This window comes from Pseudoduganella sp. GW821-FHT11H04 (genome assembly GCF_058807935.1).
Genome location: NZ_JBXARE010000002.1, coordinates 187,532 through 200,230, shown reverse-complemented (window position 1 = coordinate 200,230; position 12,699 = coordinate 187,532). Strand labels below are relative to the sequence as shown.

At 58.5% G+C, this 12,699-nt stretch carries 11 protein-coding genes; all 11 read right to left on the bottom strand.

All coding sequences use genetic code 11. From position 1 onward, the window contains the following. Positions 1-127: 127 nt before the first annotated feature. The gene (locus tag AC1RTP_RS04680; RefSeq protein WP_498605161.1) at positions 128-517 is read right to left on the bottom strand and encodes a hypothetical protein; all 390 of its coding nucleotides are present in this window, start codon (positions 515-517) and stop codon (positions 128-130) included. 45 nt (positions 518-562) lie between these two features. Continuing rightward, on the bottom strand, positions 563-886 hold the full coding sequence (locus AC1RTP_RS04675; RefSeq protein ID WP_498605160.1) for a hypothetical protein: 324 nt from the start codon (positions 884-886) through the stop codon (positions 563-565). 61 nt (positions 887-947) lie between these two features. Continuing rightward, entirely contained in the window at positions 948-1,463 is a 516-nt protein-coding gene (locus AC1RTP_RS04670) for a hypothetical protein (protein ID WP_498605158.1), read from the bottom strand. Further along, entirely contained in the window at positions 1,420-1,782 is a 363-nt protein-coding gene (locus AC1RTP_RS04665; RefSeq protein WP_498605156.1) for a DUF2750 domain-containing protein, read from the bottom strand. Before AC1RTP_RS04665 ends, AC1RTP_RS04670 begins: the two co-directional genes overlap by 44 nt. 86 nt (positions 1,783-1,868) lie before the next feature. Beyond that, entirely contained in the window at positions 1,869-2,363 is a 495-nt protein-coding gene (locus AC1RTP_RS04660) for a hypothetical protein (protein WP_498605155.1), read from the bottom strand. 109 nt (positions 2,364-2,472) lie between these two features. Continuing rightward, positions 2,473-4,185, bottom strand: a complete 1,713-nt coding sequence (locus AC1RTP_RS04655; protein WP_498605153.1) for a M1 family metallopeptidase — start codon at positions 4,183-4,185, stop codon at positions 2,473-2,475. A gap of 90 nt (positions 4,186-4,275) precedes the next feature. Next, positions 4,276-5,712 (bottom strand): glycoside hydrolase family 88/105 protein, encoded by a 1,437-nt coding sequence (locus AC1RTP_RS04650; RefSeq protein WP_498605151.1) that lies wholly within the window; start codon positions 5,710-5,712, stop codon positions 4,276-4,278. An 80-nt stretch (positions 5,713-5,792) separates the two neighbouring features. Further along, positions 5,793-8,231 carry a TonB-dependent receptor gene (locus AC1RTP_RS04645; protein ID WP_498605149.1) on the bottom strand — a complete coding sequence of 813 codons (2,439 nt, stop codon included), beginning with the start codon at positions 8,229-8,231 and terminating at the stop codon, positions 5,793-5,795. A 176-nt stretch (positions 8,232-8,407) separates the two neighbouring features. Beyond that, positions 8,408-9,463, bottom strand: a complete 1,056-nt coding sequence (locus tag AC1RTP_RS04640; protein WP_498605148.1) for a LacI family DNA-binding transcriptional regulator — start codon at positions 9,461-9,463, stop codon at positions 8,408-8,410. A gap of 68 nt (positions 9,464-9,531) precedes the next feature. After that, on the bottom strand, positions 9,532-10,206 hold the full coding sequence (locus tag AC1RTP_RS04635) for a PEP-CTERM sorting domain-containing protein (RefSeq protein ID WP_498605146.1): 675 nt from the start codon (positions 10,204-10,206) through the stop codon (positions 9,532-9,534). An 85-nt stretch (positions 10,207-10,291) separates the two neighbouring features. After that, positions 10,292-12,685: a polysaccharide lyase 8 family protein gene (locus AC1RTP_RS04630; protein ID WP_498605144.1), complete on the bottom strand. Its 2,394-nt coding sequence runs from the start codon at positions 12,683-12,685 to the stop codon at positions 10,292-10,294. Positions 12,686-12,699: the final 14 nt, after the last annotated feature.

The following is a 12,699-nucleotide window of genomic DNA, read 5'->3' as shown; positions in this document are numbered from 1 at the left end:
CAGGACCGGTGCCCTCTATTCGGGTCCCGGTCCAATTCGCCAGAAAAACTGAGACCTCAGCGCCTCTCAGGACAGAAGAGTCGGCGATGTCGCGGACAAAAGACCAATTGCGAAAATCAATCGAAAATTAAGCATCTGCGGCCACCAACAACTGCACTCGCGACAAAGCTGAAAAGTGCGTCCTTTGTAACGGGCCCAGTAACCGCTTATATTCCTCGAAGTCTGCGCTCGACAAAATTATCTCGCAAAGGAACTCGCCATTCTGCTCAAGCGCGTCGATTGCGGACAACAATCTCGACTCGCCTTCCGGTGTCGTAACCGTGCCCTGGAAATCCAGCGTCAGTGTCGCTTTTCCACTTTCAGCAAAATTGACGGCATCGAACGTGACGTAATTTGGAGCGCCACGATTATTTTCAAACCTAAGCGCCGGCCGCGCAGTTGCCCCCTCGTTCAGCTGGGCATCCGACAGCTCAGGACTGCGATTAATTCTTCCGAAGATCTTCTTGAGGAGTCCCAATTCTTCTCCTAAGTCCTATTTTAAGTTCGGCACGTGTCGACGGTGTTACGCAGATTCCATGAAACTAGCGTAAATGGCGATGGTCAGCACCATAGCGACAATCGCTGCGCCAATTACAAGCGCAGAAAGCAGCGCCCTCTTCCAACCAGGAAGAGCACCCCAGCTTTTGGCTGCAACGGCAAGCGTAGTTCCGCCCAGAAGTTCAATGCCTGCGACCAGCGAGTATGCACCCAACAAGATGCATAAAGTCATTCCGCCAGGGACGTTCGCTGACCACATAACGGCGCCGATCAAGCTCAATGGTGTGGTAATCAAGAGCCTCTTTTTCGCGGGCAGTTGCGAAAGTGTTGGTTTGGAATTGTTTGACATATCGGCTAAAAATCATTCATTGAAGTTTGGGCTTTGAAATAGAAGTCCCCGATCGCCCAAGTTAGATTGGACATCCAACTTGAGACTCCCGCTTTACCTCGAGGTATCCCGGAGAAATTTTGAACATGGCTAACTGCGCCGATTCTTGAGGAAGAGCCCAAGTGAAAAATTCGGTCGCCTGGCCCTTCTCGTAACTGGTGTGATATATCAAACGTACTTCGTTAGGGAAGCAAGATGCGCCGACCAACTGAGTGCTCTTGAATTTCCCGAACTGAGCGAAGGAAGCTTTTGCAGCGGCGACGAACGTCTCTCGCGAGACGGAGTTCTTCATAAAGGGAGAGCCCAATTCATATAGGCCTTCGAAGTTTTGCGCCTCTTGAAGATTGCGAAAGTCTTGCACGCGAGCGATTGCGATTGCTCGGTCCTTTTTAAAGTACCCGAACTTTACAAATCCCTGCCAACCGGCCAAAAGCTCAACTGCGAGCGCCAGTGCCAGGAGGCGGAGGGCAATTCCTGCTTTCATAGCCGCGATGTTAGGATTCTTGAATAAGGTCAGTTGCCAGTCCCAATGGTTCAAGTTCCAAGCCTGCCAGATCCGAATTGAAGTTAACTCCTGCGAGCACCATGTCCTGATGCATACCACGGAGCCAATCGTCAATAAAAGAGTCTAAGGTGATCTGAGTCGGTACGTACGCTGACCATTCCTCAACTGCAAGTCGCTTCGCGTATGGCTCATCGGACCAAAACAACAAGACGTCCGCATCATCGTTGTGGTTGGACGGACAGTTGGCCCATCCATCGGCAGAACGCAATCCCCAAACGATTCCAGTTTCGAGAACGCGTCGAACGAAGCGGTCTTTGTTTGCTTGAAGGTCGGCGGTTAAATGCAACGACATAAAGCCTCCCGATGGTTAGCATAGAAACTTATAACGTCACAGCCAGCGGCGCCGCTAAGCGTCCGCCGGTTCACTTGAACGGCTGATCAATTGCGAGATTCTTTGGTGTTGACCCATTTCGCGACATCGTTGCCGAGGGTATTCACGGTGCGATACAACACGTCGCAAGATCCTTTGAAACCAGCCCCGAATCCGCCTGCGGAATTACGAGTGTGGCGGAAAGTGTCAACCAGTTTGCCGTCTCGGTACAGGTATGCGGAAATGGCGACCGATTTGTGGTGGCCAATAAATGCATTGCCCGCGCTCATGGCGTTATTGATCTCGAGTTTGATCGATGCGCCGGTTTCCACAGTTTCTACATTTTCAGCCATGGACGTCTGCCAACCTGAATCGTCCAGGTACTTCTTCGTGGATTGGGAAAAATTCATTCCCAATTCAGTGCACTCGGACCTGATTTTTTCAGGAATCACCCCTGCATCTTGAAAACCGGCCTTCGACGAAACCGAGATTTCTTTGCCAGTTGCGAGCGCGCTTACGCTGAAAGCAAAAACCAGAACAGCGAACTTATTCGTGCATTTCATGTGTACCACTTCCTTTGCGGTGTCCAGAGCTAAATTGATATAAAAGCCAGATTAGCTTTTTGATAAATTTTAGCATGTGGGCCGCAATGGAGTGAAGGCTAGTTCGGCCTTATGGACCCTTGGCCTGTTTCTTTTTGCGCGCTTCTTCTGCGGCCTGCCATTCGTCGATGTGCAGCTCCTGACGCAGCACCCGGGAATGGGGATCGATGGTGTACAGCACACCGTCCGGCACCGTGACCTCGCCTTTGCCATCAACCATCGCCAGGCGCTCGATGCGGTCGCCCACGCGCACCTCGATCGGCATCGGGAAAGCGCCGCCATCTTTCAGCTTCCACTGCAGTTTCAGCTTGTCGCCGCTGCGCTCTTCCACCAGTTCCGGCAGCGCGGCGTGGTACAGGTAGGCGTCGAAGAACCAGCCCAGGTCACGGCCACTCACCTCTTTGACGATGCCGCCGAATTCTTTGGTGCTGCTGTAGCGCGGCTGGAAGTTGCCTGGCTTCGGCGTCTCGGTGCCATACACCAGGCGGCGTGTGGCGCGGAAGAAGGCGTCGTCGCCGATCAAGCCACGCAAGGTGTGCAGGATCAGGGAACCCTTGGCGTAGATATCGTTGCCAGGGCCGCCACGTTCGTCTTCATACACATCTTCGATGCGCTTGGACTTGCCGCTCACCACAGGTACCTTGTTCTTGATCCCCTGGCGCTGCTTGAACAACTCAGCGTAATAAGCCTGGTCGCCGCGCAGGTATTCCAGGTACAGCGGCTGCATATAGCTGCCGAAACCTTCATGCAGCCACATATCGTCCCAGTCTGCATTAGTCATCTGATTGCCGAACCATTCGTGCGACAGCTCATGGTGCAGCAGCCAGTCGTAACCGCTTGGCGCCTTCTTGTAGCCATTGCCGTAGGCGTTGATGGTCTGGTGTTCCATGCCCAGGTGCGGGGTTTCGACCACGCCCATTTTCTCGTCGCTGAATGGATATGGGCCGACGCGGCTCTCGAAGAACTTGAGCATCGGTTTGAATTCGGTGAACAGGCCGTTGGCTTTCTTGTCGTGACCTTTCAGGTACCAGAAGCGCAGCGGAATCTTGTTGCCGTACTGGCTGTCGTATTCGCCGGACAGCATTTCATACGGTCCGATATTCAGAGCGATGCCGTAAGTGCTTGGGTTCTTTGCGCGCCAGTGCCAGGTGCGCCAGCCGTCTTTTTCGTCCATGCCCATGGACACGCCATTGCCCGCAGCGACCAGCGGGGCCGGCACGGTGATGTGGGTATCCATCTGTTTCGGCTTGCCTTGCGGGTGATCGACGCATGGCCAGAACAGGTCGCAGCCCTCGCCTTCCACGGTTGTCGAAACCCATGGCTGCCCGTCTTCCGTTTTGCTCCACATGAAAGCGCCGTCCCACGGGGCGCGTTTGGCGACGTGCGGGGTGCCGTGGTAGCGGATGCGAACTGCGGTGCGAGCGCCGGCCGCCAGCGGCGTTGGCAATGTCAGGAACAAGCGGCCTTCCGGGTTGCTGATAGCCGTTGGCGCGAGTGCTACGCCGTCGACCGTGACCGAATCTACTGGCAGGTTGCGGTCCAACTCCACGGCGATGCGGGTCAGCGGCGCTGTCACGGCGAAGGTGAGCAACGCGTCGCCGGTAATGCTTTGTGAGGAAGGATCGACACGCAGCGAGAGGTCAACCGTTTCGAGTGTCGACGCCAATTGCTCCGCGGCGCGCGGCGAACCCGAATTGGCGGTGAAATCGGTGATCGGCGGCGTGGCGCAGCCGGCCAGCAAGGCCGCACCTGCGGCAGCAAACGGAAGATTCCAGCGAGTCATAAATTGTCCAGAAACAAAGTAGTCGTGCAATATAGCATCGAATACCCGGCTCAAGGCCGGGTCTGGACAATTTGATACATTCGCCTTCGTTTAGCGCGAAACGCTCACTTTCAGCGTGCCGCCGCCGGCTGGCGTAATGGCGCCCTTGCCCGTTGCTGCCGCCAGGCGGCTACGAGGAACCAGCAAATAGCGGCGCGTTTCGCCCGGCGCCGCGTCGGTGCGGAACTGCAGGCTCTTGCCGACAACTACGGTCTGCAGCAGGCGTGTGGTCAAGGCATCCATCACCGCCACGTCACCGACATCCGCCACGTCCACCGGATAGTCCAGACGCGGCGCACTACCCTCGTTCTGCACCGTCACTACGCGCAGTAAGCCCGCCTCTTCAAGACCCATGCGGTAGATCTCCGCGCCAGCCATCAGGAAAGAGCCAATCGCAAACACATCGCTCGATTGCGGGTCAAACTGTTTTGGATCGGCGCCGATAGGCTGCACGTTAATCAGCTTGCCGTTCGCCTGCACGCTGGCGTTCAATGACTGCCAGGCGCGCTTCACTGCCGGTGCGAATTTGTCGCGAGGCAGGATGCCCTGGTTCACGCCCCAGGCCAGCGCATAGGTGTACAGGCCGGTGCCGCTGGTCTCGGCGCTTTGGTAGCTGTTCGGGTCCAGTAGGCTGGCACGCCACAGGCCATCGGCTTGCTGCAAGCTGACGATGCGTTCGGACATCTCACGATACTGCTGCACAAAGCGTTCGCGCTCCGGGCGATTGTCCGGGATGTACTGCAGCATGCGCGCCAGGCCGGCCAGCACCCAGCCGTTGCCACGGCCCCAGAAGACCTTCTTGCCGTTGTCTTCCTTCTTGGTGAAGTAGCGGCTGTCGCGGAAGTACAGGTGTTCTTCCTTGTCGTACAGGTAGTCCGAAGTGATCCACCAGTTCTTCAAGGCGTAATCAAGGTAGCGCTGGTCGCCGGTAACGGCGGTCAGGCGTGCCCACGCGCCGGGGCCCATGAACAGCGAATCGCACCACGCCCAGCGGTGCAGCACATCCGGCACCAGCCAGTTCAGCGAACCTGGGCGAGGCTCGGCCAGCATTTCGTCGAACTGCGCGCGCATTTTCGCGATCATCCGTGGATCGCGCAATTGCAAATAAAGCTCGGAATACATCTGGCCAACCACGTGGTCGTCTGCGTGGAACTTGCTAGGGCCCAGGCGCCATTGCAGCTTCTCGCCGGCCGCACGCATCGCTTCGCGGTATTTCGGGTCAGGCGAAATACCGGACAAGGCCATGAAGCCCGCGTCGCCTACGCCTTCAGTCCAGTCGTCCAACGGATAGCCAGTCGGATTGGCCAGCTGCCAGTCCGCCACCTTCTCCATGGTTTCGAGGACCACGTGCGGCTGCAGTGCTTGCGTGCTCGATGCGGCCGGGGTCGCGGCATGGGCAGGAAGGGTCGCCACGAAGGCGCTGCCAGTGAAAAACAGGCTGGTGCACAGCAGCGCCAGCGGAAGATGTTTTTTTCTCTGAACGGACATTTTTATTATTTCCAGTGTTAAGCAAAAAAAGGCGCACAAGGATGGAGCCTTGTACGCCAAGAGAGAGCCGTTATATCAAATTAGAACGTGAAGTCAGCACGCACCGAGAAATAGCGCTGGTAGTCACGCGCCGGAGTCCATTGCTGGATATGCACCGGTGCTGCAGCCGTGCTGCCCCACATCGTGCTGCCCCAGCCAACGTTGCCCATGCCCGCGGCGTACGACTTGTTGAACACGTTGTTCACGTTGAACGACAGCTTCCAGTTGCCCTTCTTGTCCTTGATGCCGCCACCAAGGTTGAAGATGCCGTAGCCTGGCTGCACCGAGGTCGGATCCTGGTCAATACGGAAGTTAACCTTGCTCTGGTAGCGGTAGTTTGCGGTGACGAAGGCGTCGAAGGTCATCGTGGTCAGAATGTCATACTGGCCGCCCAGATTCAGCTTGTACTTCGGTGCATTCGGCATTGGCATGCCAGCCAGGTCCGCAGTGTTAGTCTTGCCGAAGGCTGGGTTGGCGATGATGCAATTGCCGGCGCCAACCGAAGTGCCGCCGGTACCGGCTGCATTCAGCTGGCTGTAGCAAGGGCCATTCGGGAACTCAACCACTTCCGCCTTGGTGTAGGCAAACGAGCCATTCAGCGACAGGTTGCGGGTAGCGCGCCAGTTCAGGTCCGCTTCAAAGCCGCTGGTACGCACGGTGCCAACGCTATGCAACTGGGTGCGGTAGATGCCGTCGGCATCGGTCACGCCAGCCGATTGCTGGAAACCGGTGAAGGTGGTGCGGAAGGCAGCCAGGTCCAGCGCCATGCGGTTGTCAAGCAGGCTCAGTTTCAGGCCGGCTTCGATATTCTTCGCATCTTCACCCGCGATAAAGCCGTTCTTGAAGTTGTTGTCGTTGAAGGAGCTGGTCAGGTCGATGCCCTTGCCCTTGTGACCAGTCGAATAGGTCACGTAAGCCATGGTGTCCGGGTTCAGGCGATGTTCCAGGCCGATCTTGCCGGTGACTTTCTTCTCGCTGTCCGAATCTTCGTAATGGTTCTTGGTGCGAGATGGTACGGTCGGCGCCAGCAGCGGGCTGTCGAAGGTGTACGCAACGTCTTCCTTGTTGTAACGCAGGCCACCCACGATGCTGGTGCTAGGCGTCAGGTCGAAGGAACCATTGGCGAAGAGCGCGTAGTTGGTGTTCGAAGCAAATGCCGTGTAGTCGGTGACGTAGGTGCCGGCTGGGAAACGGCCCAGATGGCGACCCAGTTCATTCTTACCGTAGAACAGGCCAGTCACATAGCGCAGACGGCCCTTATCAGGAGAAGTCAGACGAATTTCCTGGGTCTGGGAGCGCACGTCGAAATGACCTTGCTGGAACAGGCCGCCATGCAGGTTGGTTGGCTTGCCGCCGACCAGGGTCTTGTTCAGCACATCGCTGTCGGTGGCATCGCCATCCTGGTAGTCGTCCATCTGGTAGTGCGACCACGATGTGACCGAGGTCAGGGTGTGGTTCGCCAGCAGGCCGTCTTCGCCGAAGGAGTAATTCAGCTTCAGGCCAGCGCCGACGTCTTTAGCCTTGCCGCCGGCCGGGAAGTCATTACGCACGGAGACGTTGTCCGGGCCCGGGGCGATGCCAGCCAGTACCTTGGAAACTGGAATACGGTCGTTATTCGAGGCGTAGGTGAAGCCGTTGTTGATGTTGTAGAGACCATTGGTGTTGGTCATCATGCGGAACGGGCTCACGCAGCAGTTCTTGTTGAAGCGTGCGGCACGCGGCGAGAATGTTGCGGAGAACTGGTCGTTCGGAGTCCATTCAAACTTACCGGAGAAGCTGGTGTCATTAGAACCATTCAGGTTATTGCCGTCTGCCAGGTTCTTCACCACGCCAGGGAAGTAGGATTTGCCAGCGGCCAGGCGCATGCGCAGGGTGTCGGTCAGCGCACCGGAAGTGCTGCCGCTGATACGCCATTCATGGTCGTTGGTCAGGTAAGTCGATACCTTGCTTTTCCAGATGCTGTCGATAGGTTTGGTGCTAATGTTCACCGCGCCGGCGATCGAGGCCTTGCCCATCACGGTGCTTTGCGGGCCTTTCAGGACTTCGATACGGTTCACGTCGGCCAGGTCCTTGAATGCATTGGCCTGCATTGCGAACGGAACGTCGTCGACGATCACCGACACGTCCGCCTCAACGCCAACACCCAGCGAGAACGTGCCGATACCGCGCATATTGATGCTGAAGTTGCCCGGCTGGGTGCTGGTGGTCAGGGTCAGTGCTGGCGACAGCGCTGGCAGGCTGTCGAAGTCCTTGACGTTGTTGCGTTGCAGGACGGCGTCGTTCAGCACCGTAATCGCAGCAGGTACGTCTTGCAGGTTCTGGGCGCGCTTGTTGGCGGTCACCACGACCTTTTCCAGTTGTACCGACTCGTCCTTCTTGGCTTCCTGCGCCTCCTGGGCGTAAGAAATGCTTGCTACCGCCAAGGCTACGGCAGCCACTACTGGCCGTACGATCAGTTTAGCGCCCTGAGTTTGATTCATGTCCACAGCTACTCCTCCTCATTGAAATCTAGCACGTCCCGTCCCGGTAGCATGAACAGGTTAACGTTATCATTTTTATGTTGGAAAAACGCAGCATAAAAGCTGCGCGCCATGTGATAACGATATCACCCAATAAGTCGAAAGCTCAAGCGTTTTTTGGGGGGTGTGCAAAAAAACTACGCGCGGCGCAGACGGCTGCGCTTGGACGAGTTGCCTGCAGGCGCCGGGCCGGTCGATTCGCGCACGATGAACTCACTCGGGAATTCAATGCGGTGGCGGCGGCCAGGTTCGCCACGGATGCGGCGCACCAGTTCCTGTACGGTGGCATGTGCCATCGCTTCGAACGGATGACGCAAGGTGGTCAGCGGAGGGCGGGTCATGGCTGCCGACGGAATATCGTCAAAGCCGATCACGGAGATATCTTCAGGAATGCGCAGGCCCTTTTCCCGGATGGCAGTCATTGCGCCCTGCGCCATGGCGTCGCTGGCGGCGAAGATCGCGGTCGGCGGCTCAGCCAGCGACAGCAGTTGCTGGCCGCCATCCATGCCGGATTGCTCGCTGAAGTTACCTTGGTAAACCAGGGCAGGATCGAGCTCGATGCCAGCGTCCTTCAGCGCCGACACATAGCCTTGCTCACGCAGGTCGCTCTGGCCGGTATAGGCATTACCGCGAATGAAGCCGATGCGCTTGTGGCCTAGCTCAACGAGGTGCGACACGGCGTCATGAGCGCCGTTGACATTATCGCCGCGCACGACTGGCAGGCTGGTCTCGTGGCGGAAATAGTTAATCAGGACGACCGGGCTGGTGTTCTTCTCCAGCGTTTCCAGGTAATCGTCGGTCATGCGCGGCAGTACATAGACCAGGCCATCCCACAGGCCGTGCAGCATCTGGCTGACGCGCTTGCCTTTGCCGTCGCCCAGGTCGCCCAGCGAGTTATAGATGAACATGTCCATATCAACCTTGCGCACCTCTTCGCTCAGCGCGGTGACAAAGCAGTTGATAACGGAGGAACTCAGGTCATTCACTACCACGCCGATGACGTTGGTTTTACCGCCCTTCATCATGCGCGCGAGCGCATTGGGCGTATAGCCCAGCTGCTTGGCCGCAGCCTGCACTTTGGTCTTGGTTTCCTCAGAAGCATAGCCTTCGCCGCTCAGCGCGCGCGAGGCGGTCATCACCGATACGCCAGCCAGTTTGGCCACATCGACAAGTGTTACGCCAGCTTTCTTCATGTTATTTCCTGCTACTTTTCCCGTTAACGATATTTATATTGTAACGGGAAAGGCGGAAATGGTGGCAATCACTTCACAATGTCTTCGCGGCGGCGGCAGGCCAACGCCAGCAGGCCAAGGCCCGTCAGCGCAAGCGAATCGGGCTCGGGAATTTTACGGGGCGTTTGCGCTCCGAATACCATTTCGCCAACATTAATATTACCGCCACTGTTAGCCGTCTCGAACTTGATGCGCACATAGCGGCCGACGGCATCGTTCAGGTCAAACACCTGGGCCGCTGTGCCCTTGCTGTAGGAGAGGAAGGTATTGTTATTGCCATATTTCGCCACAAAGCTGCCCAGCGAAAGGGCATCGCTAAAAGCTGCGTTATCGGCAATCGACAGGCTGAAATTCTTCACGCCCTGGGCATCGTTATCATTCCACAGCGCCAGGCTACTCACCAGCAGCGACTTGCCAAGGTCGATATCGACCGTGGCGCCTGCCGCGGCAAAGAAGCCCGTGCCATTGGAGGTGGACGAACCAATGTGAGTCACGCCGGAAGCCGCATACTGGGTAAAGTCCGTCACGCCGTTGACATAAGTTTTGGACAACCCCGATTCATCGAACAGGCGCGGAGCGACCATTCCCAAAGTGCCTGCTGGTGCACTCAACACCGTGCCGGTATAAGTCATCACGCCAGCCGATGCTGCCGCGCTGAACGCCAGGGAAACAGCTGCAATACATCCCATCCAGGTCGATTTCATTTCAAGCCTTTTCAACGTTTGTCACAGCCGCGTACGGGCATAATGTTAACGTTAGCATGTTTTTTGATTTCGACGCAAGCGCGAATTATTCAAGCGTAAATTCCGCCTCTAAGCTGGAGCCGGCCGCGCCTTTGGTGTCGATACGCAGGCGAAGTTGCGGCGCCTGTTCGATCACCGTCACGCCGGGCGCCAGGCTGACGACGCCCTTCACCGCCTGGTTGAAGCGGAGCTCCAGTGCTGCCGCGGCCTGGGTTGGCTCGGCGATTGCCAATTGCAGCTTGCCGTCACCTATTCTGGCCACTATCGCGACCGGCGCCGAACTCCAGACGAAGGCGTTGCCGCCGCGCGGCGCGCTGCCCGCTTGCCACAGGTTGGCGGCATACACGCCCTGCTTCGACAGCGAGACCGCTGCTGCCTGGTCGTCATTTGCTTCGATCCGCAAGCCGGGATCTCGGGCCGCCGCGCGCGTTTCGTCGGAACTGGCATTCGGCAGCAAAAGGTAGGCGTATTGCGGGCTGCTTTGCGGGATGGCCAGTATCTGGTAACTGTCGCGCACCTCCTCCGGCGCGCCGGTCAAGCCGTTGACGTCGCGCCAGTTGCCACGGCGCTCGGAGCGCTCGGTGTTTAGCGGCGCACCTTGCGGGAATACGTAACCAATGCGGGTTCCGGAGCGTTGGTCCTGCAGGTGGGCCCATTTGGCATTGGGCTTGCTGCCATTTGGCAACGGCTGACCGTCCACCAGAATGCGCGCGCCTGCGGCATCGCCCAGACGGCGATTCTCAACGACGGTCTCCACGGCTCCCTGGCCGCCGGCGATACCTGAACCCATTGCCAGCACGCGGTCGCCGAGCTGGAACCAGCTCTTTCGGCCATGCAGGCCGGAGCCGGTCACTTCGCGCATCGAGAATGCCATGCCGAGCGCGGCGTACTTGCCGAGCGCTGTGCCGCCGACCCAGGTTTCGGTATTGGGAAATTTCTTCCATTCGGCCTGGCCAACTTTGCCGGAATGGTCGGTGGTGATGCCTGGCAGGCGTTGCGGGTCGATGGTGGCCCAGTAATTGCCGCCGAACTGGCCCTGGTCCGCATCGTACAGGTGCAGCACGCCCATGCCCTGCCACCAGGGTTTCAGGTTTTCGCGGTTGCCGGTTTCAAAGGACGAGATGCGCGGAGAACTCATGCTCAGCACCGCCGCGAAACCCTGGCCGCGCAAGATGGCGCGGTCCATCGACGCGTAGACGCGCGCGCCCTGCTCTTCCGGCGCCGCCGCGATGGCCGGATCAGCCGCTATACGTTCCAGCACACCGCGCTCATACAACGCGATATTCGCGACGCCCTCGCCGTTCGACTTGGCAAAATAGCTGGCGCCGAAAGTGCGGTCGCGCTGCATCCAGCCTTTGATGGCGGCGCGCAGTTCAGCGCGTTCAGTTGGCGGCGCTTGTTCGGCGATCACCGCGAGCGAGGCGATCATGCCGCGTCCCACCGTGTGGTCGGTCTGGGCGCGCCGCGAAACGCCGCGGCCGCGCAAGGCATCCGGCATCGCCCCGTCGACCAGCGCGGCCGCGAATCCGTCGCGCGCCCACTGGAAGATGCGCGGTGCGCGCGGGTCTTTCAGCGCCCAATCGGTACCGGACAAGATGTACAGCAGGCGCGCATAATCTGCAATCGATACCGCGCCGTAGCCGCCGTTATAGGCGATATAACCGTGCTGGATGTAGGAGCCATCGCGGTAGAAGCCATTGCCTTCGGTGGCAAAATCCAGCGTTAGCGCCAGCGCATCGCGCCCGCCGGCAATGCGCTCGCCATCCTTGCCCAGCATGCCGCTCAGGACCATCACCAGGCCCTTATCGAGCAGGTTGGCGCCTTCCTCCGGCCATTTCTTGTCAACCGTGCCATCCTTGCGCGTCTTGAAGCGGCCATCCGGTACGTGCCAGTTGACCGCATTGAGCGTGCGCTGGCGCAGTTCGGCCGGCACGGCATCGTCGGCCAGGCTCAGTGCATTCAGCAGGTGCAGCGGCGTGCCGATTTGCCAGTCCCACCAGTTTCCGAATTCGTGGCGGCCAGCGGTGTAATAGTGGCGTTCAAGCCAATCCAGGCCTTTCGCAACGCCAGCGCCAAGGCGTTCGTCGCGATAGGAAGGCGTGCCGGGAGAGGCGTAGGCCTGCGCCATCTGCAACAGGCGCGAGGCGGTACCAGTGACGGCGGCGGATGCCTTGGTTGGATACGGGTCGCTGAAGCCTGCGACATCGTCCCACAGGGCCTTGGCATCCGGTTCACGAGCCATGGCAGCCAGCGCACGTTGCGCAGCAACGGAATGCGACTGCAGCTGGGCCGCCACGTCGGGCGCGCTGCGGTCCTGTTCCGCCGTGCCGACCAATTTCACTTGCCAGCGCGCGCGCATGGCGTCGAATTTGTCGCCGGCCATCGCCGCACCAGGAAGCAAGCTTGCCGCCACGGCCAGCGCCATCAAAGCATGTTTCATCGAGGTCCTCGTTT